The organism is Streptomyces sp. 378 (assembly GCF_030124145.1).
Classification (GTDB): Bacteria; Actinomycetota; Actinomycetes; order Streptomycetales; family Streptomycetaceae; genus Streptomyces.
Map to the genome: position 1 here is coordinate 30,645 of NZ_JASKMS010000027.1, position 23,318 is coordinate 53,962.

Here is a 23,318-nt window from a genome sequence, read left to right on the forward strand (position 1 = left end):
ACACAATGTGTATCGCACGCACAGCCGTGAACGCCGGTCCGATTTCCCTTTCGTCGACCTTGGCTCCGGTATTTGCTGTTGAAGACTTCTGTTTGCTTACGGGGGATTGAGGGCGTTATGTCGTACGTAGAGATGCCGGGTGCGAAGGTACCGATCCGGATGTGGACCGACCCGGCCTCGGTCGAGGAGTCGGCGCTCCAGCAGCTCCGGAACGTCGCCACCCTGCCGTGGATCAAGGGCCTGGCCGTCATGCCCGACGTGCACTACGGCAAGGGCGCGACGGTCGGCTCGGTCATCGCGATGCAGGGTGCGGTGTGCCCCGCGGCGGTGGGTGTCGACATCGGCTGCGGAATGTCGGCGGTGCGGACGTCCCTGACGGCGAACGACCTGCCTGGCGACCTGTCCCGGCTGCGGTCGCGGATCGAGCAGGTGATTCCGGTGGGGCGGGGGATGCATGACGACCCCGTGGACCCGGGGCGCTTCCACGGGCTGGCCACCGCCGGGTGGGACGACTTCTGGGGGCGGTTCGGCGGGGTGGCGGAGGCGGTCAAGTTCCGTCATGAGCGGGCCAGTAAGCAGATGGGCACGCTCGGATCCGGGAATCACTTTGTCGAAGTGTGCACGGATACAACCGGTTCTGTCTGGCTGATGCTGCACTCCGGTTCCCGGAACATCGGCAAGGAGCTGGCCGAGTACCACATCGGCGTGGCCCGGAAGCTCCCGCACAACCAGGGTCTGGTCGACCGCGACCTCGCGGTCTTCGTCGCGGACACCCCGCAGATGGCGGCCTACCGCAACGACCTGTTCTGGGCCCAGGAGTACGCGAAGCGCAACCGCTCGATCATGATGGCGCTCCTGAAGGACGTGGTCCGCAAGGAGTTCAAGAAGGCCAAGCCCACCTTCGAGCCGGAGATCAGCGCGCACCACAACTACGTGGCCGAGGAGCGCTACGACGGGATGGACCTGCTCGTGACCCGCAAGGGCGCGATCCGGGCCGGCTCCGGCGAGTACGGGATCATCCCCGGCTCCATGGGCACGGGTTCGTACATCGTGAAGGGCCTCGGCAACGCCAAGTCCTTCAACTCGGCCTCGCACGGCGCGGGTCGGCGCATGAGCCGCAACGCGGCCAAGCGCCGGTTCTCGACGAAGGATCTGGAGGAGCAGACCCGGGGCGTGGAGTGCCGCAAGGACTCCGGCGTCGTGGATGAGATTCCGGGCGCCTACAAGCCGATCGAGCAGGTCATCGACCAACAGCGTGACCTCGTTGAGGTCGTGGCGAAGCTGAAGCAGGTCGTCTGCGTGAAGGGCTGACCGGACGGCTCTACGCCTCCCGGTGCACCTTCGTGTTCGACGCCTGGGCGCGGGGGCGCAGGACAAGGAGATCGACGTTGACGTGGGCGGGGCGGGTGACCGCCCACGTGATCGTCTCGGCGACGTCGTCGGCCGTGAGGGGCTCGGCGACGCCCTGGTAGACCTTGGCCGCCTTGTCCTCGTCACCGCCGAAGCGGGTCAGGGCGAACTCGTCCGTCTTGACCATGCCGGGGGCGATCTCGATGACGCGGACCGGCTGTCCGACGATCTCCAGGCGGAGGGTCTCGGCGAGGACGTGAGCGCCGTGCTTGGCGGCTACGTAGCCACCGCCGCCTTCGTAGGTGCCGTGGCCGGCGGTGGAGGAGACGACCACGACCGTGCCGTCGCCGCTCGCGATCAGCTTGGGCAGCAGGGTCTGGGTGAGGTTGAGGGTGCCGATGACGTTCGTCTCGTACATCTGGCGCCAGTCGGCCGGGTCGCCGGTCGCGACGGGGTCGGCGCCGAGTGCGCCGCCCGCGTTGTTGACCAGCACGCCGATCGTCTTGAACGCCGTGGCGAACTCGTCGACGGCGGCGCGGTCGGTGACGTCGAGGGCGTACGCCGTGGCCTGGTGGCCGGCCCTGGTGATCTCCTCGGCCAGGGCCTCGATGCGGTCCTTGCGGCGTGCGGTGAGGACGACGCGGTAGCCCGCCGCGGCGAGCTGCCGGGCCGTGGCGGCGCCGATCCCGCTGCTCGCACCCGTGACGACGGCGATGCGGGAGGCTGCGGGCGGGGCTGCGGTGGCCATGGGTGCTCCTCGGGTCCTCGGGCGTGCGGCGGCCCGGCGTGCGCGTCGGGCCCGCGGCCAGGATAGGCGGGCCCCGCGGTGGGAGAATGGGCCTGGATGGTCCCCTGATTCTCCCGGAGGCGATCATGGGCGAGGCACGTGAGGTCATGGACCGGCTCACGGACGCGGTCACCGCACACACCGATCTGAAGGTCGTCGGCGAGCTCTACGCCGAGGACGCAGTCGCCTTCACGCCCGACGAGGGCGAGTTGCGCGGACGCGACAGCATCGTCGAGTACTGGCGGACGATGACGGAGGCGGTTCCCGGCGCGACGTTCGAGGTGCTGCACTCCTACGAGGCCGGTGACACGGCCATCGACGAGGGGATCTACCGCGGCCGCAACACCGGGCCGCTGGAGCTGCCCAACGGCGAGACGCTGCCGCCGACGCAGAAGGAGGTCCGGATCCGCGGGGTGGACATCGCCACCGTGAAGGACGGACGGATCGTCGACTACCGGCTGTACTTCGACGAGATGGACTTCCTCGGGCAGCTGGGGCTGCTGCCGGACGAGCCGTTCTGAGGCCCCGGGCGTCCGCTCGGGGTCCGGTCAGTTTCCCCGCGGGGCGTACATGATGACGGCCATGCCCGCGAGGCAGACCAGCGCGCCCGTGACGTCCCAGCGGTCCGGGCGGTAGCCGTCGGCGACCACGCCCCACAGGATCGAACCGGCGACGAAGATCCCGCCGTAGGCGGCGAGGACACGGCCGAAGTGCGCGTCGGGCTGGAACGTCGCGACGAAGCCGTAGGCGCCGAGCGCGAGGACGCCGCCGGCCACCCAGAGCCAGCCCCTGTGCTCGCGCACGCCCTGCCAGACGAGCCAGGCGCCGCCGATCTCGAAGAGGGCGGCCAGGACGAAGAGGGCGGCGGAGCGGAGCACGAACATGGCGGCCAGCTTGGCATGCGTGCCCGTTCCCGGGCGCCGAGGAGGCGGCGGCGGAGCCGACCGGCACGGTGCGGGAGCCGCCGCCGACCGCCCGGAAGGCGGGCGTGTCCGGCGAGCCGGCGCGAGCGGCTGCCCGAGCGCCCGCACGACCTGGTGGCCGAGGCGCCGCGCGGCACCGGCAGCCGGTCGTCCGACGGGGATGTGGAGCGGGCCGGGCCGGGGGCGTGGGGCGGCAGGCGGCGAGTGGAGGCGGAGTCGGAGGGTTTCCGTGCCGCCCGGCTCCCGGACGCTGAGGGCCGGGTCGAGGCCGTCGGGGTGTGCCTCGGTGGGCGCCGTGTCGGCGAGCGTCGGTGTTCGGGCGGCTGCTGGTGCGGGCCCCCGCAGGGCCGCGCACCTGGAACAGCCCCGCCGGGGTCGCCGTTCCCCGGGGTATAGTTGAACCGTAAACAACCTGGAGGGTGAGCGACCATGCAGTTCGGGATCTTCAGCGTCGGCGACGTCACGCCCGACCCGACCACCGGCCGGACACCGACCGAGCGCGAGCGGATCAAGGCCATGGTCGCCATCGCGCTGAAGGCCGAGGAGGTGGGGCTCGACGTCTTCGCGACCGGTGAGCACCACAACCCGCCGTTCGTGCCGTCGTCCCCGACCACGATGCTCGGCTTTGTCGCGGCCCGCACCGAGCGGTTGATCCTCTCCACGGCCACGACCCTGATCACCACCAACGACCCGGTGAAGATCGCCGAGGACTTCGCGATGCTCCAGCACCTGGCCGACGGCCGGGTGGACCTGATGCTCGGGCGCGGGAACACCGGCCCGGTCTACCCCTGGTTCGGGCAGGACATCCGGCAGGGCATCCCGCTCGCCGTGGAGAACTACGCCCTGCTGCACCGGCTGTGGCGCGAGGACGTCGTCGACTGGGAGGGGACGTTCCGTACGCCCCTGCAGGGCTTCACGGCCACGCCCCGCCCGCTGGACGGCGTACCGCCGTTCGTCTGGCACGGGTCGATCCGCTCGCCGGAGATCGCCGAGCAGGCCGCCTTCTACGGCGACGGCTTCTTCCACAACAACATCTTCTGGCCGGCCGACCACACCAAGCGCATGGTCGAGCTGTACAGGCAGCGGTACGCGCACTACGGCCACGGCACGCCCGAGCAGGCGATCGTCGGCCTCGGCGGGCAGGTGTTCATGCGGAAGAACGCCCAGGACGCGGTGCGCGAGTTCCGGCCCTACTTCGACGTCGCGCCGGTGTACGGGCACGGGCCGTCGCTGGAGGACTTCACGGACCAGACGCCGCTGACCGTCGGCTCCCCGCAGCAGGTCATCGAGAAGACGCTGGCCTTCCGCGAGTACGCCGGCGACTACCAGCGGCAGCTGTTCCTCGTCGACCACGCCGGGCTGCCGCTGAAGACCGTGCTGGAGCAGATCGACCTGCTCGGCGAGGAGGTCGTGCCGGTGCTGCGCAAGGAGTTCGCCGTGGGCCGCCCGGCGGACGTGCCGGAGGCCCCGACGCACGCGGCCCGGCTCGCCTCCGCCCGGGGGTGAGAGGACGGCAGGGCCCGGCTCCCCGGTTGCGTGGGCCCTGGTGAGAGGGCAGTAAGAAGGACGCTCCGGCGCAGCGCATGCGGCCCCCGGGACCCGGCGGCTTGGCACACTGGACGCGTGCCCCACACCGTGCTGCTCGCCGAAGACGACCGCGCCATCCGCCACGCCCTGGAGCGTGCCCTGACGCTGGAGGGCTACCGGGTCATGGCGGTCGCCGACGGCGTCGAGGCGCTGGCGCAGGCCCACCGCAACCGTCCGGACGTGCTCGTCCTGGACGTGATGATGCCCGGCATCGACGGGCTCCAGGTGTGCCGGGTGCTGCGCGCCGAGGGCGACCGGACGCCGGTGCTCATGCTGACGGCCCTCGTGGAGACCGCCGACCGGATCGCCGGCCTGGACGCGGGCGCCGACGACTACGTGGTGAAGCCCTTCGACGTGGAGGAGGTCTTCGCCCGGCTGCGCGCCCTGCTGCGCCGCACCAGCCCGGTGGGCGTCGGGAGCGCACCGGCGGCCGAGGCGCCCAGGCCGCTCCCGGAGCGGTTCATCGAGGCGGCCGGCGTCCGCATGGACCCGCAGGCGCGCCGGGCCTGGCGGGGGGCGCGCGAGCTGGAGCTGACCCGCACCGAGTTCGAGCTGCTCGAACTGCTGGTCCGCAACGCGGGCATCGTCCTCGACCACTCGACGATCTACGACCGCATCTGGGGCTACGACTTCGGGCCCGGCTCCAAGAACCTCGCCGTCTACGTCGGCTATCTGCGCCGCAAGCTCGACGAGCCGGACGCCCCGCAGCTGATCCACACGGTGCGTGGCGTGGGTTACGTGCTGCGGGCGGACTGAGTGGGCCGCCTGCGCCGACTGCTGAGCGGGCGGCGGCCGAAACTGGTCTCGCTGCGCACCACCTTCGCGGTGTCGTTCGCGGCGGTGACGGCGGCCGTGACGATCCTGGTCGGCATCCTGTCCTACGGCGCCGCCGCCCGGCTGGTGCGGGTGGACCAGCAGACGGTGTTCGAGGAGGTCGTGCAGGACCTGCGCGACGAGGTGCGCCAGAACCACATGACACCCGGCGACTTCTCGTCCGCCGCGCCCGGCCACGACCTGGTGCGTCCGGCCCGCACGGACGTGCAGGTGCTCGGCCCGGACGGGCACGTCGTCGACGCGGGCAGCCCGGGACTGCCGGTCACCGGCGCCGACGTGCGGATCGCCGCCGCGGCCGACTCCGGGCGGGTGGTCGAGCACAAGGACGTCGACGTGGGCGACGACGTCTACCGCGTCGCGACCGTCTCCCTCGGCGACGGCCGGGGCGCGGTGCAGGTGGCGCAGGAGTTCAGCGACGTCGAGGACCTGCTGCGGGCGCTCCAGCAGCGGACCCTGCTGCTGATGGCCGCCGTGGTGGTCGGCGCGGGGCTGTTCGGCTGGTGGCTGGCCCGGCGGATCACCCGCCGCCTGGTCGTGCTGACCGACGCAGCCGAGGACGTCGCCCGCACCCGCCGACTGGGCATCCAGGTACCGGTGGCCGGCCACGACGAGGTGGGCCGCCTCGGCCGCGCCTTCGACCGCATGCTGGGCCGGCTCGCCCAGTCCGAGGAGGACCAGCGCCGCCTGGTGCAGGACGCGGGGCACGAGCTGCGCACGCCGCTCACCTCGCTGCGCACGAACATCTCCCTGCTGCGCCGGATCGACGAACTCCCGCCCGAGACACGCGAGGAACTCGTCGCCGACCTGGGCCAGGAGGCCCGGGAACTGACCGATCTGGTCAACGAGCTGGTGGATCTCGCGGCCGGGCAGTCCGACACCGAGCCGCCGCGCCGACTGGACGTCGCCGACATCGCCGAGGAGGTGGCGGGGGTGGCCCGGCGCCGCAGCGGCCGGCGGATCCTGCTGCGCGCGAGCGGTGACACCACGACCGACGGGCGGGCCGGGATGCTGACCCGGGCGCTGTCCAACCTCGTCGAGAACGCGGTGAAGTTCGACCAGGGAGGCCGGGCCCCCATCGAGATCGTCGTCTCCGGTCCGGCCCGGCCCGGCCGGATCCGGGTCGAGGTCCTCGACCGCGGCCCGGGCATCGCCGACAGCGACCTCACCCGGATCTTCGACCGGTTCTATCGCGCCGCCGACGCCCGCTCCCTGCCGGGTTCCGGACTGGGCCTGTCCATCGTCCGCGAGGTCGCCCTCGTACACGGGGGAGCGCCCTTCGCGTTCCGGCGGGAGGGCGGCGGGACGGTGATCGGGTTCACGGTGGGCGGAGGGCTCGACTGACTCCGCGGGCTCCGAACACCGGGTCCCTGGTCCGCGATCCCGCCCGCGTCGTCTTCGCCCACGTGCTGGAGGCGGCCAGCCGCACGCGACGACCTCGTGCACGGTCGCCCGCACCAGGTACTCGCCCGGCACGGAGTCGCGCTCGCCGTACGGTCGGGACAGGGCCTCGCCCATGGAGCGGGCGCCGATGCGGGTGGGGCGGTGGCGCGGCTTCTCCGGGCCCTGGGTGAGCCGCGCGGTGCAGTGGAGCATCACGTAGCCGTACGGCGGTTCCTGGTCGTCCCCCGCGATCCCCTGGCCCTCCCCGGGGCGGGTGCGTCGGCGCGGTGGGCCGGTCAGTCGCCGAGGGCGTAGAACCGCAGCGGGGAGTTGGGCCGGAACCCGATCCGCGGGTACACGGGCGCTCCGGCGGCGGTCGCGTGCAGCGTCGCCCGGGTCAGCCCGGTGGCCCGGGCCCCTTCGTGGAGCGCCTTGCGGGTCACGGCCTCTCCGTACCCCCGCCGCTCCCAGGCCGGATCGGTGGCGACGAGCGCGACGAAGAGCCGTCCGTCGGCCTCGATCGCGGCGGCGCAGGTCACGGGGACCCCGTCCCGCAGGCCCAGGTACGCGTACACCCGGCTCTTCCACAACGCGGACCCGGCGAGCCCGTCCCGCCCGGCGTCCAGCGGGAATCCGTAGGCCCGCGCGTTGATGTCCGCGTAGGCCCGCAGCAGGTCGTCGTCGGTCACGCGTACGAAGGTCAGTTCGGGATGGACGGGGTCGGGGATCGGCAGCAGGTCTCCCGCCATGCCGGTACCGGCAAAGGCGTAGCGCAGGCCCGCCTGTTCGGCGGCTTCCCCGAGCCCGGCGCGTGCCTGCGGGTCGAGCAGGTCCTCGAAGACCCACAGGAACCCGGCGTGGGTCTTGGACCGCATGATCTCGGCGGTCTCGATCAGCCGTTGCTTCAGCAGCCCGGCGTCCGCGCCGACATCGGTCAGGGTCACGCAGTTCCAGAAGGCGAACCGGCAGTCGGCCCACCGCACGGCGATGCCGGGCAGGTCCCGTACATCGGCCTGCGGGTCCCGGTCGAGCACCATGGTCCGCCAGACGGTGGCGAGCTGCTCCATCGACTCGATCGAGTCCGCGAGATCGCGCACAAGGGCCCCCTCAGATCACGGTCGGCGACGGCCGCCGTACTCGTCCCGTCCGTCGCGGGATGCCTCGGAGCGACCCCACGACGCGTAGATCCTGCCCTTCGGCGGAGGGGCTCTGCGCGTCACATTCCGGCCATCACCCCTCGGGCGGCGGTCGAGGGACGGGGCGATCCGCCGGGGCGGTGCTGTGCGGAGTTGAGGCGCCGGGCTTCTTCGAGCTGGTCTTCGAGCATGATGATCCGGCAGGCGGCCTCGATCGGCGTGCCCTGGTCGACGAGCCGGCGGGCGCGGGCGGCGGCGCGGAGTTGGTGGCGGGAGTAGCGACGGTGGCCGCCCCGGGAGCGCAGGGGTGTGATCAGGGAGGCCTCGTCGAGGGCGCGGAGAAAGCCGGGAGTGGTGTCGAGCAGCGCGGCGGCCCGGCCGGTCGTGTAGGCGGGGTAGTGGTCGTCGTCGAGACGGCTCAGTGTCTCGTCTGCTGTCATCTCACCTCTCTGGTGGAACGCGTAGAGGGGCCCTGGTGCCGTACGGCACCAGGGCCCCGAAGGGACTGCTACACCATCTGCCGGCCCCAATACCTCGCCGGCCTTCTGTTTCCGCCCTGCCGTCCGGTACTGCGACGGGGGTGCGGGGATCGCGGATGCGTGACCGGAGACCACCTGCCTATCGATGTCCTGCGGCACCCGGACTCATGTCTTGTGCCCGGGCGATCCTGATGGCGCTCGAGTCCTCCGTTCTTCCCTCTGAATCGATCACTTGCCAAACGGGAACTGCGTACTGCTGATGGCGGCCCCTCGTCCTGCGGGCCACCCGGTCCGGTCGCCAGCTCCGTCGCCGTCGTGCAACCACCTGGCTTCGGAACTCCGCCACCGCACCGTCATGCGGGTACTGCTGCCCGGCAGTTCGTGTCTGCCGGGCCTCACTGGATCTCGGCTACGAGAGAAACGATAAAGAGTCGAATGAAGAATGTCTACTCTGGCGAGCGCAGATTTTGATCTGCTCGGCGGTGAGGTTCCGGCTCGGCCGATCTCCGCGCGCCGAGGGGCCACCCGCGACGCCCGGGACATCCGGGCTTCCGGCGGCGCCACCGGGCCCGCCCGTTACGTCTCGGAAGTGCCACCGCCCGAAGCGCCCGGGCCGGCCGGTGCATAGAATCCGGTCCCATGCGGAAGCCTGACGAGCTGATCGTTGACATCGCTGCCCTTGTGGAGTCGGGGCACAGCAACCAGATGTCCTTGACCGTGGTCGCCGGTGGTGCTGTCATCACCGGTCGGCTGGCCCCAGAAGCCGTGTGGAGGCAGAGGGTTTCGGAGGTGCTGACCAACTCCGCCCGACTCGGCGAGTTCTCCACCGTCTTCGACACCCCAGTGAAGAAGGACGGCCCGCCCACGCATCTGCACTTCCATGTCGCCCGCATCCTCCAGGGCACGGTGGGGATCCCGGAGACGGGCGGGATGTACCGCGTCGCCATCGAGGACGTCAGCGCCTGGACCGTGGGGGACTTCAGCTACTCCGACCACTGAGCCACCGACCCGGCAGCAGACATCCACGCGGGAGCAGACCGTTCCCGCGTGGATGTCCCCTGGCGCACCCCTCGAGAGGCGGGAGGGCCCGCACCAGGGCAGTCGCCCACCTCACCACCGGGGAATTCGCCAGACGGCCCCGCAGGGCGTGCGGGGCGGTGCGCAGGCGGTCGCCAGGGGATCGTCGCGGACAACCACGACCGCCTGCCGGGCGGGACCGCGGCCTGCGCCCTCCCCACAGGCCGCCGCCGACGGCGGAGCCGACGGGCAGACGCCACTCTGCCCGCCCTTCCGCCAACCGTCACCGCAGGTTCGAGCCGAGGGTCTCGGGCCTGGCCTGCGGAGGCACGGCCCCACCCCCCGCCTCCCCGCGCGGACGCGGCAGCCGTACGCCGAGCCGCCGTGCCGTACGGCGCCCCAGGCGGGGCAGCGAGGTGTAGAAACGGTCAGGCAGGAACACGGCGTCCGCGATGATCATGGCACCTGAGAAGACCGGCAGCCCCAGCAGTACCGCGATGCCGGCGTGCATGCCCAGCAAGAGTGCGAGGACGGGGTACTTGAGCTTGCCGAACAGCACGAACGGGAAGGCGACCTGGGTGAGAACGGTCAGGTAGCTGATGGCCGCGATCGCGAGAGGGTACTGGTCCAAGAGGTGGGAGAGCGCGGGCCAGGGCTGGAAGAGTTCGAGGTGCAGTACGTAGTGGAGTGCCGTGCCGTCGGCCCAGTACGTGCCCTGGACCTTGTACAGGCCGGCCGATCCGTACAGGAGGCAGACCTGCGCCGCGATGACGAACACGCCGCAGTTGTGCACCACGGTGGTCAACGTGACCCGGGAGTCCTGGAGTTGCTGCATGGTCGGGCTCGGACTCCTCGGGGTCGCCGCACCGGTCGCGTGAGCCGCCTTGCGTCGCTCTCGGCGTGCGTCCAGGGACCAGCGCCGGCCGCACGCGGTGAGCACGAGGTACAGGGACATCAGCAGAACCAGGTTGTCACCCCCGTCCGTCATGAAGATCGACCGCGAGTGGAACGACGTCACCACGACGGCGAACGCGATGGACGTGGCCCGGGTCCGCCAGCCGAGCATGAACAGCGCGGATGTCACGAGAGCCGCCCCGTAGCACAGCTCGAAGTAGACGAAGCTGTCCGACAGGAGCAGGAAGCTGTACCAGCCCGTCTGGTCGAAGAGCTGCGCGGCCAGCGCGGGTGTCCACGGGGAGCCCGGACCCCAGATCTCGTGGCGGTGCGGGAACTCGCGGAGCAGGAAGACCAGGTAGAGCAGTCCGTAGCCGATGCGCAGCACCGACGTGGCGTACAGGGATACCGGTCGGCCTGTGACGAGCGCGATCGCCGCGGCGGGGATCTTGCGCATCTGCTCACTTCTCATGAGAGGTCACCTTCCACCAGGGCAGGAGCCGGTTCTCAACAGATTTCGGCGGTCTGTCCGCTGCGTGGGAGCCGGGCGCCGCGACGGGGAGCGTGATGACGCGGAGCTGGATGAAGTCGATGTCGAGGCCGCTGTCGCCGCGGTGCTCGGTGATGCGGTCCGCGGCGATGTTGTTCAGGTATTTCTGGATCATCACGGCTCGTTCCGTGAGTGCCGTGTCGGCCTTCCCGTGGGTCTCGGTGTAGGTGGCCCAGGCACGGCGGAGAAGGTTCTGTGCCGTGTGGCTGGGGAACGCCTGGTGTTCGACGGCCTCGCTGTCCACGGCTGACAGGTCGAACCACGGACTGACCTGCATCGACCCGTGGGGGCCGACGTGCGCGGTTCTCGCCAGGACCTGCCGGTTGACGGAGTCGGGATTGGGCGCGAACAGTCGCCAGTTCTGTTCGAAGAGCGGGTAGACCCATGCGTCGATCTGCTGGCTGTACCGCCTGGAGACGGGGTTGGGCGGTGCCACATGAAAGAAAACGAGAACGACGTGGGCCAGAGTCGCGGCCAGGCAGAGGAACACGGTCGTGTGCAGTGCCGCTTTCAGTACGCGCACGCCTACGAGGCGTGGTCCGGGCGCGCCCGAACCACCGTGGCGTTCCCGCGGCGGATCGGAGTCGGACTGCTCACGTGCTTGCACGTCCGCTGATTCGATTCGGCTGGACACCGCCCACCTTGCCTTCATGTCTGCTGTCCGTGATCGGTATTCATGGGGAGACGCGTCGGCGGCGCGCGGCGGAATCGATGTGATTCCGCCGCGCGCCGTCATCCGGTGAAGGGACTCATCGCAGCCCGATGGACTGCCTAGTTCTTGGCGTCCTCGTGTTCCGCGGTCTTCGGCGCGTCGCCGTAGCCGTAGCTGCCGGGGAACTTGTCAGGCCCCATGCCGTAACCGTGGGCCGGCTTGCCGGGCATTCCCGCATGTCCCTTGCCGGGTTTGCCGCCCTCGTCATGGCCGGCTCCGTGGCCGTCACCGGGCTTGCCGCCAGGACCGTCCCCGTGGCCGGGTCCACCGGGCTTGCCGTCGTGACCGCCGGTGTTCCCGGAGGTGTTGCCCGAGGTGTTTCCGGCGGTGACGTTGTTCCCACCGGTGTTTCCGGCGGTGACGTTGTTCCCACCGGTGTTGCCCGCCGTGTTGCCCGCCGTGTTGCCCGCCGTGTTGCCGGACGTGTTGCCGGACGTGTTCCCGGAGGTGACCCCCACGGTGCCCCCGCCGGTGACGAGCGGCCCGCCCAGGAGGCCGCCGCCGATCAGGCCGGTGGTCGTGCCGGTGGTGGTCCCGACCGTCGTACCGGTGGTGGTCCCGACCGTCGTACCGGTCGTGGTCCCGGTCGTCGTGCCGGTGGTGGTCCCGGACGTGGTTCCGGAGGTCGCGGTCGAGCAGTTGCCCGGGAAGATCCTGTTGTTGTCGAGCGTCACGGCGCCGTTGCGGGCCAGCGCTCGGCCCTCGATGTTCGTCCCCGTGGTCACGCTGATCGAGGTCAGCGCCATGAGCGTGCCGACGAACGTCGAGTCGGTGCCGAGCGTGGCCGAACTTCCGATCTGCCAGTACACGTTGCACGCCGAGGCGCCGTTCGTCAGCAGCACCCGGCTGGAGGAGGCCGTCGTCAGGGCCTCGGGGATCTGGAACACCCAGACGGCGTTCGGGTTCCCGCCGGCGTTCAGGATCAGGTCACCGGTGAGTCCCACACCGGACGAAGCGGTGTAGACACCCGGGAGCAAAGTCTGGCCGGCACCGATTCCCGCCGCGAGGGCGAAGTCGGTGGCCTGGCTCGCGGCGTTGTTGTACGCCGTGACCAGGTCGCTCTTGGCGATGTTCGCCACCTGATCCGCGGCGTGCACGGCACCGAGTACCTGGCCCGGTGGGAACCCGCTGATGGCCGTCCCGGGACTCACTCCGAGATCCTGACTGAGCAGTGAGGGGCCGGTGTTGGTGACCTCGGAACCTGCCAGAACCGAGAAACTGGCAGCCGTACCCAGTGGAACGGGTGTCGCGATCGCCTGCGCCGGCGTCGGCACGACAGCGACCATTACAGCAGCGACCGTCGCGGCGAGGCCCGTGGTCAGCCATCCGGTCAAACCGCGGCATCTGGGTGCCTTGGGGAATTTCAGCTTCATTCGAGAGGCCATTTCCTGTGGAGGGGCCGTGGGCTGCCGGGCCTTGGTTCCTGCCCGGGGAGCCTTAAGAATTGGTGGAATATTACGCGGGAATGCGTACAAGCGGCATTTATTGCAGGCGGGTCGTGTGCAGTTTGGATGTAGGCACTCCAATGCGTGAAAGTATTCTTCAATTCGTATTTACAGTTGAAGGAGGCGGTTGTCCGGGAGTGAGCGCTCCGACGTTTCGCGCTTCGCGCCGCGGTGTGGCCCGCATCGAAGTCGACCGGACGGACGGTCGCCTGTTCGGAGCGAAAGGATGGAAAGGTCCATAATGTGACAGGGGGTCGTCTGGGCCTCGTGGGAGGTGTATCCCGATGACTGAGAGCACCGGCGTGAGGCGCGGTGGAGCGGCCGGCTTTCGCGGCCGGAGGACCCTTGCCGATGTAGACGAAAATCGCCGGCATGGCGGCCCGTGAGGTGTCCGGCGTCCATGCCCTGGGCAGTGGGCCGGCCCGTGCGATGGGGGCATGCGGGAACGGGTGCCTGGTGCCGTGCCGTGCCGTCCTGTTCTAGGACAGCCGCAATGGAATCTGCCCGCGGCAATGTGCCGCACAGGCGGAGATGCCGACCGCAGGTTGCGGTGACGCCCTCGCCGAAGCCGAAGCGAAGGCCGAGTAGGCGGATCCGACGGCGCCCTGCCCACCACCCAGGCCCCACATCGGCACCCCCCGGCAAAGCCGATGTGCCCTCAATGTGCCCTGGCCGCCTGACAACCCTCCCCGGCACGAAAAAGGGCGAGACCCGAAGATCCCGCCCCGACCCCGTCGAAATCCAGGCTCAGGGCCACACCAAGCAATACGGCTGATGCCCCGCCTCATGCAGCCGGTGGCTGAAGTCCTGCCACTCGTGCAGCAGTTGGTAGACGTTGAACGCGTCGCGGGGGCCGCCGCGGTCCGGGACCGTCGACCAGATGAAGGCCGCCGCGCCGACCGCTTCCTCGCCGATGCCGCGCAGGGGGTCGACGACCGTCATGGGCAACTTGACCACCGCGTAGTCGGGGTGCAGGACGACCAGTTCCAGGGGCGGGACCTTGTGCAGGGGGACGCCCTCGATGCCCGTGAGGACCATCGCCGCCATGGTCTCCGGCTTGATCTTCGTGAACATGCCGTTCATACCGAGCTCGTCGCCGCCGAGTTCCTCGGGACGCATCGAGATCGGGACGCGGGCCGCGGTCGCACCGTCGGGGGCGCCGAAGTACTTGTACGTCACCCCCACCCGACCACCATTCCCGCTGCTCCCGGCCCGAAGATCGTCCACCCGCCGTTCAGTACGTCCGGCGGCCCGCTCCGGTTCACTCGGTGGACCCTGGGTCTGACGCGGCTCCTGAGCGTCCTCCGCCTCGCGCCGGTGCCTTCCCCGCCGGGCACGCCGAGGACCGAGGTCGTCAGTCCCCTCACCCAGTCCGCCACCGCGATGCATATCTCCACCCGACTGCTTTTCTAGGACGCGTCGCCCCTGCCGCGCAACCCGATCATCGTGTCAGTGACCTCCCCCACGGCCGCCCGCCGAAACGTGCGCTGAAACATCTGACCGCGGGAGCTTCGCAGCCTCCGACCACCCCTGGCCGCTTGAGCTGTGTGTATCGGGTACCAGTCTCGCAGACGACGGGCGCCGGGGGGCCGGTTGTCCCACGCCCCGTCCGCCCACCCCCCTGGCCTACCCTGAACAAGTCATTGGCACCCGGAGCCCGACTACGTCGGAGAAGGTCGGAGAAGTCGCAGGTCATGAGCGAACTGGCATATCCGTATGAAGCACCGGCCTCGCAGGCTCTTTTCGACCGTGCGGAGGCCGTCACGCCCGGCGGCGTGAACTCACCGGTGCGGGCCTTCCGAGCCGTCGGCGGCACACCGCGGTTCATGGTGTCCGGCACCGGCCCGTATCTGACCGACGCGGACGGACGGGAGTACGTCGACCTCGTCTGCTCCTGGGGGCCCATGATCCTCGGGCACGCGCACCCCGAGGTCATCGCCGCCGTGCAGGACGCCGTCGCCCGCGGCACGTCCTTCGGGACGCCCGGCGAGGGGGAGGTCGCGCTCGCCGAGGAGATGGTCTCCCGCGTCGCGCCGCTGGAGCAGGTGCGGCTCGTGTCCAGCGGGACCGAGGCGACCATGTCCGCGATCCGGCTCGCGCGCGGGTTCACGCAGCGAGCCAAGGTGATCAAGTTCGCCGGGTGTTACCACGGGCACGTCGACTCGCTGCTCGCCGCGGCCGGCAGCGGGGTGGCGACCTTCGCGCTGCCCGACACCCCGGGCGTCACCGGCGCCCAGGCCGGGGACACCATCGTCCTGCCGTACAACGACCTCGACGCCGTCCGCGAGGCCTTCCGGGCCCACCCGGGCGAGATCGCCTGCGTGATCACCGAGGCCTCCCCGGGCAACATGGGCGTCGTACCGCCCGCGGACGGCTTCAACCAGGGCCTGAAGGACATCTGCTCCGAGAACGGCGCCCTCTACATCTCCGACGAGGTCATGACCGGTTTCCGGACCAGCCGGGCCGGGTGGTTCGGCGTCGACGGGGTGGTCCCCGACCTGATGACCTTCGGCAAGGTCATGGGCGGCGGCTTCCCCGCGGCGGCCTTCGGTGGACGCGCGGACGTCATGGCCCACCTCGCCCCGGCCGGGCCCGTCTACCAGGCCGGCACCCTCTCCGGTAACCCCGTCGCCACCGCGGCCGGGCTCGCCCAGCTGCGGCTCCTCGACGACGCCGCGTACGCCAAGGTCGACGCCGTGTCGAAGGAGATCCAGGGGCTCGTCACCGGGGCCCTGACCAAGGAGGGCGTCGCGCACCGGCTGCAGACCGCGTCCAACATGTTCTCCGTGTTCTTCACCGACCGGCCCGTGCGCGACTACGAGGACGCCAAGGCGCAGGAGTCCTTCCGCTACACCGCCTTCTTCCACTCGCTGCTCGCGAACGGCGTCTACCTGCCGCCGTCCTCCTTCGAGTCCTGGTTCGTGTCCGCCGCGCACGACGAGCGGGCCGTGCAGCGGATCGCCGACGCCGTCCCGGCGGCTGCCCGCGCGGCGGCGGAGGCGACGGCATGAGCGACGGGAAGAACAACAGCGCCGAGGACATCACCGTCGTCCACCTCATGCGGCACGGCGAGGTCGCCAACCCGGACGGCATCCTCTACGGCCGGCTGCCCGGCTACCACCTCTCCGACCTGGGCCGCCGCATGGCAGACCGGGTCGCCGAGCACCTGTCCGGCCGCGATGTGACGCATGTCGTCGCCTCGCCGCTGGAGCGTGCGCAGGAGACGGCCGAGCCGATCGCCAAGGCGCACGGGCTGGACCTCGCCACCGACGAGCGGCTGATCGAGGCCGAGAACATCTTCCAGGGCAAGACGTTCGGGGTCGGGGACGGGGCGCTGCGCAAGCCCGGCAACTGGAAGCACCTGGCCAACCCGTTCCGGCCGTCCTGGGGCGAGCCGTACGTCGACCAGGTCGTCCGCATGATGAGCGCGCTGGGCGCGGCGAAGGACAGGGCCCGCGGGCACGAGGCGGTCGTGGTCAGCCACCAGCTGCCCATCTGGATCGTCCGGTCGTACGTGGAACGCCGCCGCCTCTGGCACGACCCGCGCAAGCGCCAGTGCACGCTCGCCTCCCTGACGACGTTCACGTACCGGGGCGACCGCATCGTCTCCGTCGGCTACTCCGAACCGGCCCGTGACCTGGTCCCCGCACACCTCCTCGCGGGCGCGAAGCCGACCAAGGGCCAGGGCAAGGCCTTCGGCGCGTAGCGGGCAGCGCGTAGCTCGCGCGTGGCCCGCGGGTGGCCGGCGGAGCGGCCGACTCGCGGGCCGTCCACGGCCGACGGCCGACGGTCGTCAGCCGTGCGGTCCGGCACCGGGGTTGGACACCCTCAGCTCCGGTCTCGGACGCGCACCGGCGGCCGGGGCGGCCGCAGAAGCGCATGACCTCGCGGCCTGGCGGCCTGGCGGGTCCTGCCGGGCCTGGGCTGGACACCCCCAGCCCCGGCTACGGAGAACGCGCACCGGCGGCGGCCGGGGTGGCGGCGGAAACGCATGACATGGCGGCCTCGACGCCCGGCGGGCCCTGCCCGGGCCATCCGCGCAGCTCCAGGCCCGGCTTCCTGCGCGCGACCCGGGCACCCCGCGCCCGCTGCCGGGAGCGGCGGCCGGTGGGTGTTCGGAAGCGGGCCGGGTGCCCGGCTGTCGTCGCGCATCGCGGACGCGTACGTGCGTCCGGGTAGGCGAGGGGAGGCGCGTGAGGCGTCGTCGCGCGGACGCGTACCTGCGTCCGGGGAGGTGGCGGGAGGCGCGTGTGGCGGTCGTCGCGCGGACGCGTATCTGTGTCCGGGCAGGCGGCGGAAGCGCGTAAGCTCGCGGGCTCGTCGCCCGAGTGGTCGGCGCGGGCGGGGCGCCCCGCGCGGGGCGTTGGAGAGGCGTGAAAGCGCCTGCCGTTCGGCACCTTCTGATCGTTTACGACTCTTTCGTTACGGAATCTGCGCATATCAGCGGAACCTCCTCGTTCTTCACGACCTCTCTCTGGGTGACCAGCACGACGTGACGAATCGGGGATGCCATGCGCGCTCTCTCCCGCAGGGGAATGCTCGGAATCGGCGCGGGAGCCGCCGCCGCTGTCTCGCTCGCCGGCTGCGGCGGTCTCACGGGCTCGGACGATTCCGGCCACGCCGACGGTTCCGGCGGCGACTCCGCCCGGGACGGATCGAAGCCGAAGCCCAAGCCCGCAGCCCGCCCCATCGGCGACGGCTCCACCGCCCACACCGGCAAGCAGCCGCACCAGCCCGCGAAGCCGGAGCCGCTGGAGCCGGGCCAGACCCCGCCGCAGTTCGTCGTGTTCTCCTGGGACGGCGCCGGGGAGGTCGGCAACGGTCTCTTCCCGCGCTTCCTGGACCTCGCCAAGGAGCACGGCGCGAGCATGACCTTCTTCCTGTCCGGGCTGTATCTGCTGCCCGAGTCGAAGAAGCGCCTCTACGACCCGCCGAACAACCCGCGCGGCGCCTCCGACATCGGCTACCTCACCGACGCGCACATCAAGGACACGCTGAAGAACGTCCGCCGCGCCTGGCTGGAGGGCCACGAGATCGGCACCCACTTCAACGGGCACTTCTGCGGTGAGTCCCACGGCTCGGTCAAGAACTGGACGCCCCAGCAGTGGCGCAGCGAGATCGACCAGGCGAAGTCCTTCGTGAAGGAATGGCGCACCAACACCGGCTGGACCGACCTGCCGTCTCTGCCGTTCGACTACGACAAGGAACTCGTCGGCGGCCGTACGCCCTGTCTGCTCGGCCAGGACAATCTGCTGCCCACCGCCCGCGAGCTCGGCTGGCGCTACGACGCCTCCTCGCCCGGCGGCCTCCAGGTCTGGCCGCGCAAGCGGCAGGGCATATGGGACCTGCCCCTCCAGCAGATACCTTTCCCCGGGCGCGGCTTCGAGGTCCTGTCGATGGACTACAACATGCTGGCCAACCAGTCCCTCAACTCCACCAAGGCCCCGGCCCACAACTACCCGGGCTGGCGGAAGCAGTCGGCCCAGGCGTACATCCAGGGCTTCAAGCGGGCATACGAGACAAACCGGGCACCGCTCTTCATCGGCAACCACTTCGAGCAGTGGAACGGCGGCCTCTACATGGACGCCGTCGAAGAGGCCTTCAAGCACATGGCGCGGGAGAAGGAGAAAGGCGCGGATGTGCGTCTCGTCTCCTTCCGGCAGTTCACCGACTGGCTGGACGTGCAGAAGCCCGAGGTGCTCGAAAAGTTCCGCACGCTCGGCGTGGGACAGCAGCCGGCCGGTGGCTGGCGGGAGTTCACCGGCCGGACCGCCACGCCGAGCGGAGACGCCTCGAGGAACGCCGCCTGAAATGCGGTTTTCCGCCCGCAAGGGGGGTGGGCGAGAACCCCAGAACGGGCATGCGAAACTTTTCACATGAGTGCCGCCAGCCGTGCCCCCCTGCGCTCCGACCGCTCGCCGCGTGCCACCGGGCGCACCCGCCGTGTCCGCCGTGACGCCGCCCTGATCGCCGGGCTCGCCGCCACCGCGCTGCTCGTCTCCGCGTGCGGCTCCGGCGGCACCTCGGGCGGGGGCGGCAACACCAACTTCGTCACCGGCACCGACGGCATCGCCACGGCCGCCGAGGGCGAGCGCACCCCGGCGCCCGACCTGTCCGGCAAGACCATCGCCGGCAAGATGCTCGACGTCGCCGACTACAAGGGCAAGGTCGTCGTCCTCAACGTGTGGGGTTCCTGGTGCAACCCCTGCCGCGCCGAGGCCAAGTACTTCGCGAAGGTCTCCAAGGACTACGCCGACAAGGGCGTGCAGTTCATCGGCATCAACACCCGGGACACCTCCACCGGCGCGGCCCTCGCCTTCGAGAAGGACTGGGGCATCACCTACCCCAGCCTCTACGACCCCACCGGCAAGCTGCTGCTGCGCTTCAAGAAGGGCACGCTCAACCCGCAGGCGATCCCCTCCACGCTCATCCTCGACCGGGACGGCAAGATCGCGGCCCGTTCACTGTCCGCGCTCAGCGAGGAACGGCTGCTGAAGATGCTCAAGCCGGTCGTCGCGGAGAAGTGAGCGGAGTGGCAGTGGGCGGAGTGGCAGTGAGCGGAGTCGCAGTGGCAGTGAGCGGAGCAGTGACGTGAGCGCGGTCACCACGCTCGCCGCGGTCACGGACCCCAACGGCACGGTGCTCAACGGCGCCCTCCTGGTGGCCCTGCCGATCGCCCTGCTGGGCGGACTCGTCTCCTTCTTCTCGCCCTGTGTGCTGCCCTTGGTCCCCGGTTACCTCTCCTACGTCACCGGAGTCAGCGGCACCGACCTGGCCGAGGCCCGGCGCGGCCGGATGGTCGCCGGAGCCTCGCTGTTCGTGCTGGGCTTCACGGCCGTGTTCGTCTCCGGCGGGGCCCTCTTCGGGTACTTCGGCCAGACGCTCCAGGAACAGCGGGGCGTGCTGTCCAAGGTGCTGGGCGTCTTCATGATCCTCATGGGCGTCTTCTTCATGGGCCTGATGCCCTGGCTCACGCAGCGCGAGTTCCGCTTCCACCGCAAGCCGGCCGCCGGACTGGCCGGTGCCCCCGTGCTCGGTGCCCTGTTCGGCATCGGCTGGACCCCCTGCATCGGCCCGACCCTGGCCGCCGTCCAGACCCTCGCCCTGAGCCAGGGCAGCGCCGGACGCGGAGCCGTGCTGACCGTCGCGTACTGTCTGGGCCTGGGCGTGCCCTTCGTGCTCGCCGCGGTCGCCTTCCGCAAGGCCCTGGGAGCCTTCGGCTGGATCAAGCGCCACTACGTCTGGGTGATGCGGGTCGGCGGCATCATGATGATCGTGACCGGTCTGCTGCTGCTGACCGGCGCGTGGGACCGCATCGTGCAGGAGATGCAGGTCTGGTCCGACGGCTTCACTGTGGGGATCTGATCGATGAGCAAGACCACCGCCTCCGACCCGGCCCCGTCCGCCGCCGAGGACCGGGAGCTGGGTGACGCCGGCTCCCAGCTGTCCACCGCCCCCAAGGAGGACGCGCCCCACCTCCCGGCCCTGGGCGTCATCGGCTGGGCCCGCTGGTTCTGGCGGCAGCTGACCTCCATGCGGGTCGCCCTGCTGCTGCTCCTGCTGCTCTCCCTCGGCGCGATCCCCGGCTCGCTCATCCCGCAGTCCGGCCAGGACGAGACGAAGGTCGCCGCCTTCCGCAAGGCCCACCCGACCCTCGGGGACGTCTACGACAAGATCGGCATGTTCCACGTCTACAGCTCGGTGTGGTTCTCCGCGATCTACATCCTGCTGTTCGTCTCCCTCATCGGCTGCATCGTGCCCCGCACCTGGCAGTTCGTGGGCCAGTTGCGCGGTCTGCCGCCCGGCGCGCCCCGGCGGCTGAACCGGCTGCCCGCCCACACCACCTGGCGCACCACGGCCGAACCCGAGCAGGTCCATCAGGCCGCCCTGACCCTGCTGAAGAAGCGCCGCTTCCGCACCCACCTCACCGGGGACGCCGTCGCCGCCGAGAAGGGCTACCTGCGCGAGACGGGCAACCTCGTCTTCCACATCGCCCTGATCGTGATGCTGGTCGCCTTCGCCTGGGGCCAGCTGTACAAGGCGGAGGGCAACAAGCTGGTCGTCGAGGGCGACGGGTTCTCCAACACGCTGACCCAGTACGACGACTTCAGGTCCGGCAACCTCTTCACGTCCGACGACCTGGTGCCGTTCAGCTTCAACCTGAAGAAGTTCACCGGCAGCTACGAGCGCACCGGCCCCAACAAGGGCACCCCGCGCGTCTTCCAGGCCGACATCACCTACAGCGCGGGCGCCTACGGCAAGGACGAGAAGGACACCGTCGAGGTGAACCACCCGCTGGAGATCGGCGACTCCAAGGTGTACCTCGTCAGCCACGGCTACGCGCCCGTGATCACCGTCCGGGACGGCAAGGGCAAGGTCGTCTTCGACGACGCCGTACCGCTGCTGCCGCTGGACGCCAACGTCACCTCCTCCGGTGTCGTCAAGGTCCTCGACGGCTACCGCGACCAGCAGGGCAAGAAGGAGCAGCTCGGCTTCAACGCGTTCTTCGTGCCGACCTTCGGCGGCTCCGCCAGCGGCACGATGCTGTCGCAGTTCCCCGCGCTGGACAATCCGGTGCTCGCGCTGTCCGCCTACCACGGCGACCTGGGGGCCGACTCGGGCATCCCGCAGAGCGTGTACCAGATGGACCGCAGCAACATGAAGGAGTTCAAGGACTCCCAGGGCAAGCTGTTCAAGAAGCTGCTGAAGCCCGGCGAGACCATGACGCTCCCGAACGGCGCCGGTTCGGTCACCATCGGCAAGGACATCAAGGAGTGGGCCGGCTTCCAGGTCGTCCAGCAGCCCGGCAGCGGCTGGGCCCTCGCCGGTGCCCTCGCCGCGATCGGCGGCCTCGCCGCCTCCCTGTTCATCCAGCGCCGCCGCGTGTGGGTGCGCGCGGTCAAGGGCGCCGACGGCGTCACCGTCGTCGAGATGGCCGGCCTCGGCCGCAGCGAGTCCGCCAAGGTCCCCGAGGAGCTCGGCGACCTCGCCGGAGTCCTGTACGACCAGGCGCCGGGCGCGCCCGGCGCCGACGACCCCGCAGATTCCCCCGACACCGCTCAGGAGCCGGGTACCACAACCCCCGTACCTGCCGAAGGGGCTGAGAAGTGACTCTCGCCGCCGCCACCAACGAAAACCTCGCGAGCATCAGCAATGTGCTGATCTACTCCGCGATGGCCGTCTACACCCTGGCCTTCTTCGCGTACATCGCCGAATGGCTCTTCGGCAGCCGCAGCAAGGTCGCCCGGACCGCTGCCGCGCTCACCACCAAGGCGGACGCCGAGCGGGCACCGGCCGTCACCGTGAACCGGGCCGGCGGCACCGCCGTGCTGGAGCGGCCGAAGGTCACCGTGCGGGCCGCCGCCGGTCGGCGCGACGTGCCGGACGGCCCCGGGGCGCACGGCGGGGACGAGCAGGGCGACCTGTACGGCCGGATCGCCATCTCCCTCACGGTGCTCGCCTTCGTGATCGAGTTCGGCGGTGTCCTGACCCGCGCCCTGTCGGTGGAGCGCGCGCCGTGGGGCAACATGTACGAGTTCAACATCACGTTCTCCACGGTCGCGGTCGGCGTGTACCTCGGGCTGCTGGCCCTGAAGAAGAACGTGCGCTGGCTCGGCCTGTTCCTGATCACCTCGGTCCTGCTCGACCTGGGTCTGGCGGTCACGGTCCTCTACACCGCCAGCGACCAGCTGGTCCCGGCCCTGCACTCGTACTGGCTGTACATCCACGTCTCGACGGCGATCTTCTGCGGCGCGGTCTTCTACGTGGGCGCGGTCGGCACGATCCTGTACCTCTTCAAGGACTCCTACGAGAGCAAGCTCGCGAGCGGCGGCACGCCCGGCACCTTCGCGACCTCCGTCCTGGAGCGGCTGCCCTCCTCCGCCTCCCTCGACAAGTTCTCCTACCGCGTCAACGCGGCCGTCTTCCCGCTGTGGACGTTCACGATCATCGCGGGCGCGATCTGGGCCGGTGACGCCTGGGGCCGTTACTGGGGCTGGGACCCGAAGGAGACCTGGTCCTTCATCACCTGGGTCGCCTACGCCGGCTACCTGCACGCCCGCGCGACCGCCGGCTGGAAGGGCCGCAAGGCCGCCTACCTGGCCCTGATCGCCTTCGGCTGCTGGCTGTTCAACTACTACGGCGTGAACATCTTCGTTTCGGGCAAGCACTCCTACGCCGGTGTGTAGCACTCCGGGTGCGAGGGCAGGACAGCAATGGGCTCCT

Annotated in this window: 21 protein-coding genes; 13 read left to right on the top strand and 8 right to left on the bottom strand. The window is 70.4% G+C overall.

Annotation, left to right across the window (positions count from 1 at the left end; all coding sequences use genetic code 11):
* The first annotated feature begins 117 nt into the window (after window positions 1-117).
* Window positions 118-1,311, top strand: a complete 1,194-nt coding sequence (locus QNO09_RS29475; protein WP_283973297.1) for an RtcB family protein — start codon at window positions 118-120, stop codon at window positions 1,309-1,311.
* Window positions 1,312-1,321: 10 nt separating this feature from the next.
* Here QNO09_RS29475 and QNO09_RS29480 read toward each other — a convergent pair whose 3' ends face one another.
* Entirely contained in the window at window positions 1,322-2,098 is a 777-nt protein-coding gene (locus QNO09_RS29480; protein WP_283973298.1) for an SDR family NAD(P)-dependent oxidoreductase, read from the bottom strand.
* A 125-nt stretch (window positions 2,099-2,223) separates the two neighbouring features.
* On the opposite strand from QNO09_RS29480, the gene QNO09_RS29485 reads away from it, so the two are divergent.
* On the top strand, window positions 2,224-2,658 hold the full coding sequence (locus QNO09_RS29485; RefSeq protein WP_062931568.1) for an ester cyclase: 435 nt from the start codon (window positions 2,224-2,226) through the stop codon (window positions 2,656-2,658).
* 27 nt (window positions 2,659-2,685) lie between these two features.
* On the opposite strand, the gene QNO09_RS29490 is transcribed toward QNO09_RS29485, so the two are convergent.
* Window positions 2,686-3,021 (bottom strand): YnfA family protein, encoded by a 336-nt coding sequence (locus tag QNO09_RS29490; protein WP_283973299.1) that lies wholly within the window; start codon window positions 3,019-3,021, stop codon window positions 2,686-2,688.
* A gap of 468 nt (window positions 3,022-3,489) precedes the next feature.
* On the opposite strand from QNO09_RS29490, the gene QNO09_RS29495 reads away from it, so the two are divergent.
* From QNO09_RS29495 to QNO09_RS29505, 3 genes are all read left to right on the top strand, one after another.
* Complete coding sequence (locus tag QNO09_RS29495) at window positions 3,490-4,566, top strand: LLM class flavin-dependent oxidoreductase (protein WP_283973300.1); 1,077 nt, start codon at window positions 3,490-3,492, stop codon at window positions 4,564-4,566.
* A 117-nt stretch (window positions 4,567-4,683) separates the two neighbouring features.
* The gene (locus tag QNO09_RS29500) at window positions 4,684-5,403 is read left to right on the top strand and encodes a response regulator transcription factor (protein ID WP_283973301.1); all 720 of its coding nucleotides are present in this window, start codon (window positions 4,684-4,686) and stop codon (window positions 5,401-5,403) included.
* Window positions 5,404-6,822 carry a sensor histidine kinase gene (locus QNO09_RS29505; protein WP_283973302.1) on the top strand — a complete coding sequence of 473 codons (1,419 nt, stop codon included), beginning with the start codon at window positions 5,404-5,406 and terminating at the stop codon, window positions 6,820-6,822.
* A gap of 335 nt (window positions 6,823-7,157) precedes the next feature.
* On the opposite strand, the gene QNO09_RS29510 is transcribed toward QNO09_RS29505, so the two are convergent.
* Window positions 7,158-7,958 carry a GNAT family N-acetyltransferase gene (locus QNO09_RS29510; protein ID WP_283973303.1) on the bottom strand — a complete coding sequence of 267 codons (801 nt, stop codon included), beginning with the start codon at window positions 7,956-7,958 and terminating at the stop codon, window positions 7,158-7,160.
* 119 nt (window positions 7,959-8,077) lie between these two features.
* The gene (locus QNO09_RS29515; protein WP_283973304.1) at window positions 8,078-8,437 is read right to left on the bottom strand and encodes a MerR family transcriptional regulator; all 360 of its coding nucleotides are present in this window, start codon (window positions 8,435-8,437) and stop codon (window positions 8,078-8,080) included.
* Between the two features lie 678 nt (window positions 8,438-9,115).
* Between QNO09_RS29515 and QNO09_RS29520 the strand changes: the two genes are divergently transcribed.
* A complete protein-coding gene (locus QNO09_RS29520; RefSeq protein ID WP_283973305.1) occupies window positions 9,116-9,475 on the top strand; it encodes a hypothetical protein in 360 nt (119 codons plus the stop codon).
* A gap of 301 nt (window positions 9,476-9,776) precedes the next feature.
* On the opposite strand, the gene QNO09_RS29525 is transcribed toward QNO09_RS29520, so the two are convergent.
* The 4 genes from QNO09_RS29525 to QNO09_RS29545 all read right to left on the bottom strand — a co-directional run bounded on the left by QNO09_RS29525 (window position 9,777) and on the right by QNO09_RS29545 (window position 14,279).
* Window positions 9,777-10,859: an HTTM domain-containing protein gene (locus QNO09_RS29525; protein ID WP_283973306.1), complete on the bottom strand. Its 1,083-nt coding sequence runs from the start codon at window positions 10,857-10,859 to the stop codon at window positions 9,777-9,779.
* A complete protein-coding gene (locus tag QNO09_RS29530; RefSeq protein ID WP_283973307.1) occupies window positions 10,849-11,673 on the bottom strand; it encodes a DUF5819 family protein in 825 nt (274 codons plus the stop codon). The genes QNO09_RS29525 and QNO09_RS29530 overlap by 11 nt, the downstream gene beginning before the upstream one ends.
* A gap of 35 nt (window positions 11,674-11,708) precedes the next feature.
* Complete coding sequence (locus tag QNO09_RS29535) at window positions 11,709-13,022, bottom strand: ice-binding family protein (protein WP_283973308.1); 1,314 nt, start codon at window positions 13,020-13,022, stop codon at window positions 11,709-11,711.
* Between the two features lie 819 nt (window positions 13,023-13,841).
* Window positions 13,842-14,279 (bottom strand): hypothetical protein, encoded by a 438-nt coding sequence (locus tag QNO09_RS29545; protein ID WP_003974483.1) that lies wholly within the window; start codon window positions 14,277-14,279, stop codon window positions 13,842-13,844.
* 509 nt (window positions 14,280-14,788) lie between these two features.
* On the opposite strand from QNO09_RS29545, the gene hemL reads away from it, so the two are divergent.
* The 7 genes from hemL to ccsB all read left to right on the top strand — a co-directional run bounded on the left by hemL (window position 14,789) and on the right by ccsB (window position 23,281).
* The gene (hemL, locus tag QNO09_RS29550; protein ID WP_283973309.1) at window positions 14,789-16,105 is read left to right on the top strand and encodes a glutamate-1-semialdehyde 2,1-aminomutase; all 1,317 of its coding nucleotides are present in this window, start codon (window positions 14,789-14,791) and stop codon (window positions 16,103-16,105) included.
* The gene (locus tag QNO09_RS29555; protein ID WP_283973310.1) at window positions 16,102-16,800 is read left to right on the top strand and encodes a histidine phosphatase family protein; all 699 of its coding nucleotides are present in this window, start codon (window positions 16,102-16,104) and stop codon (window positions 16,798-16,800) included. Before hemL ends, QNO09_RS29555 begins: the two co-directional genes overlap by 4 nt.
* A gap of 805 nt (window positions 16,801-17,605) precedes the next feature.
* Window positions 17,606-18,904, top strand: coding sequence for a polysaccharide deacetylase family protein (locus QNO09_RS29560; protein WP_283973311.1), 1,299 nt, complete (start codon window positions 17,606-17,608; stop codon window positions 18,902-18,904).
* A gap of 66 nt (window positions 18,905-18,970) precedes the next feature.
* Window positions 18,971-19,621, top strand: a complete 651-nt coding sequence (locus tag QNO09_RS29565) for a TlpA family protein disulfide reductase (protein ID WP_283973312.1) — start codon at window positions 18,971-18,973, stop codon at window positions 19,619-19,621.
* Window positions 19,622-19,685: 64 nt separating this feature from the next.
* Window positions 19,686-20,459 carry a cytochrome c biogenesis CcdA family protein gene (locus QNO09_RS29570; RefSeq protein WP_283973313.1) on the top strand — a complete coding sequence of 258 codons (774 nt, stop codon included), beginning with the start codon at window positions 19,686-19,688 and terminating at the stop codon, window positions 20,457-20,459.
* A 3-nt stretch (window positions 20,460-20,462) separates the two neighbouring features.
* Complete coding sequence (gene resB, locus QNO09_RS29575; protein WP_283973314.1) at window positions 20,463-22,205, top strand: cytochrome c biogenesis protein ResB; 1,743 nt, start codon at window positions 20,463-20,465, stop codon at window positions 22,203-22,205.
* The gene (gene ccsB, locus QNO09_RS29580; protein ID WP_283973315.1) at window positions 22,202-23,281 is read left to right on the top strand and encodes a c-type cytochrome biogenesis protein CcsB; all 1,080 of its coding nucleotides are present in this window, start codon (window positions 22,202-22,204) and stop codon (window positions 23,279-23,281) included. Before resB ends, ccsB begins: the two co-directional genes overlap by 4 nt.
* The last annotated feature ends 37 nt before the right edge of the window (window positions 23,282-23,318 follow it).

Coding starts and splice junctions, on each gene's coding strand:
- QNO09_RS29475 (WP_283973297.1), top strand. CDS start 118: ATGTCGTACGTAGAGATGCCGGGTGCGAAGGTACCGATCCGGATGTGG.
- QNO09_RS29480 (WP_283973298.1), bottom strand. CDS start 2,098: ATGGCCACCGCAGCCCCGCCCGCAGCCTCCCGCATCGCCGTCGTCACG.
- QNO09_RS29485 (WP_062931568.1), top strand. CDS start 2,224: ATGGGCGAGGCACGTGAGGTCATGGACCGGCTCACGGACGCGGTCACC.
- QNO09_RS29490 (WP_283973299.1), bottom strand. CDS start 3,021: ATGTTCGTGCTCCGCTCCGCCGCCCTCTTCGTCCTGGCCGCCCTCTTC.
- QNO09_RS29495 (WP_283973300.1), top strand. CDS start 3,490: ATGCAGTTCGGGATCTTCAGCGTCGGCGACGTCACGCCCGACCCGACC.
- QNO09_RS29515 (WP_283973304.1), bottom strand. CDS start 8,437: ATGACAGCAGACGAGACACTGAGCCGTCTCGACGACGACCACTACCCC.
- QNO09_RS29520 (WP_283973305.1), top strand. CDS start 9,116: ATGCGGAAGCCTGACGAGCTGATCGTTGACATCGCTGCCCTTGTGGAG.
- QNO09_RS29525 (WP_283973306.1), bottom strand. CDS start 10,859: ATGAGAAGTGAGCAGATGCGCAAGATCCCCGCCGCGGCGATCGCGCTC.
- QNO09_RS29530 (WP_283973307.1), bottom strand. CDS start 11,673: ATGACGGCGCGCGGCGGAATCACATCGATTCCGCCGCGCGCCGCCGAC.
- QNO09_RS29535 (WP_283973308.1), bottom strand. CDS start 13,022: ATGAAGCTGAAATTCCCCAAGGCACCCAGATGCCGCGGTTTGACCGGA.
- hemL (WP_283973309.1), top strand. CDS start 14,789: ATGAGCGAACTGGCATATCCGTATGAAGCACCGGCCTCGCAGGCTCTT.
- QNO09_RS29555 (WP_283973310.1), top strand. CDS start 16,102: ATGAGCGACGGGAAGAACAACAGCGCCGAGGACATCACCGTCGTCCAC.
- QNO09_RS29560 (WP_283973311.1), top strand. CDS start 17,606: ATGCGCGCTCTCTCCCGCAGGGGAATGCTCGGAATCGGCGCGGGAGCC.
- QNO09_RS29565 (WP_283973312.1), top strand. CDS start 18,971: ATGAGTGCCGCCAGCCGTGCCCCCCTGCGCTCCGACCGCTCGCCGCGT.
- resB (WP_283973314.1), top strand. CDS start 20,463: ATGAGCAAGACCACCGCCTCCGACCCGGCCCCGTCCGCCGCCGAGGAC.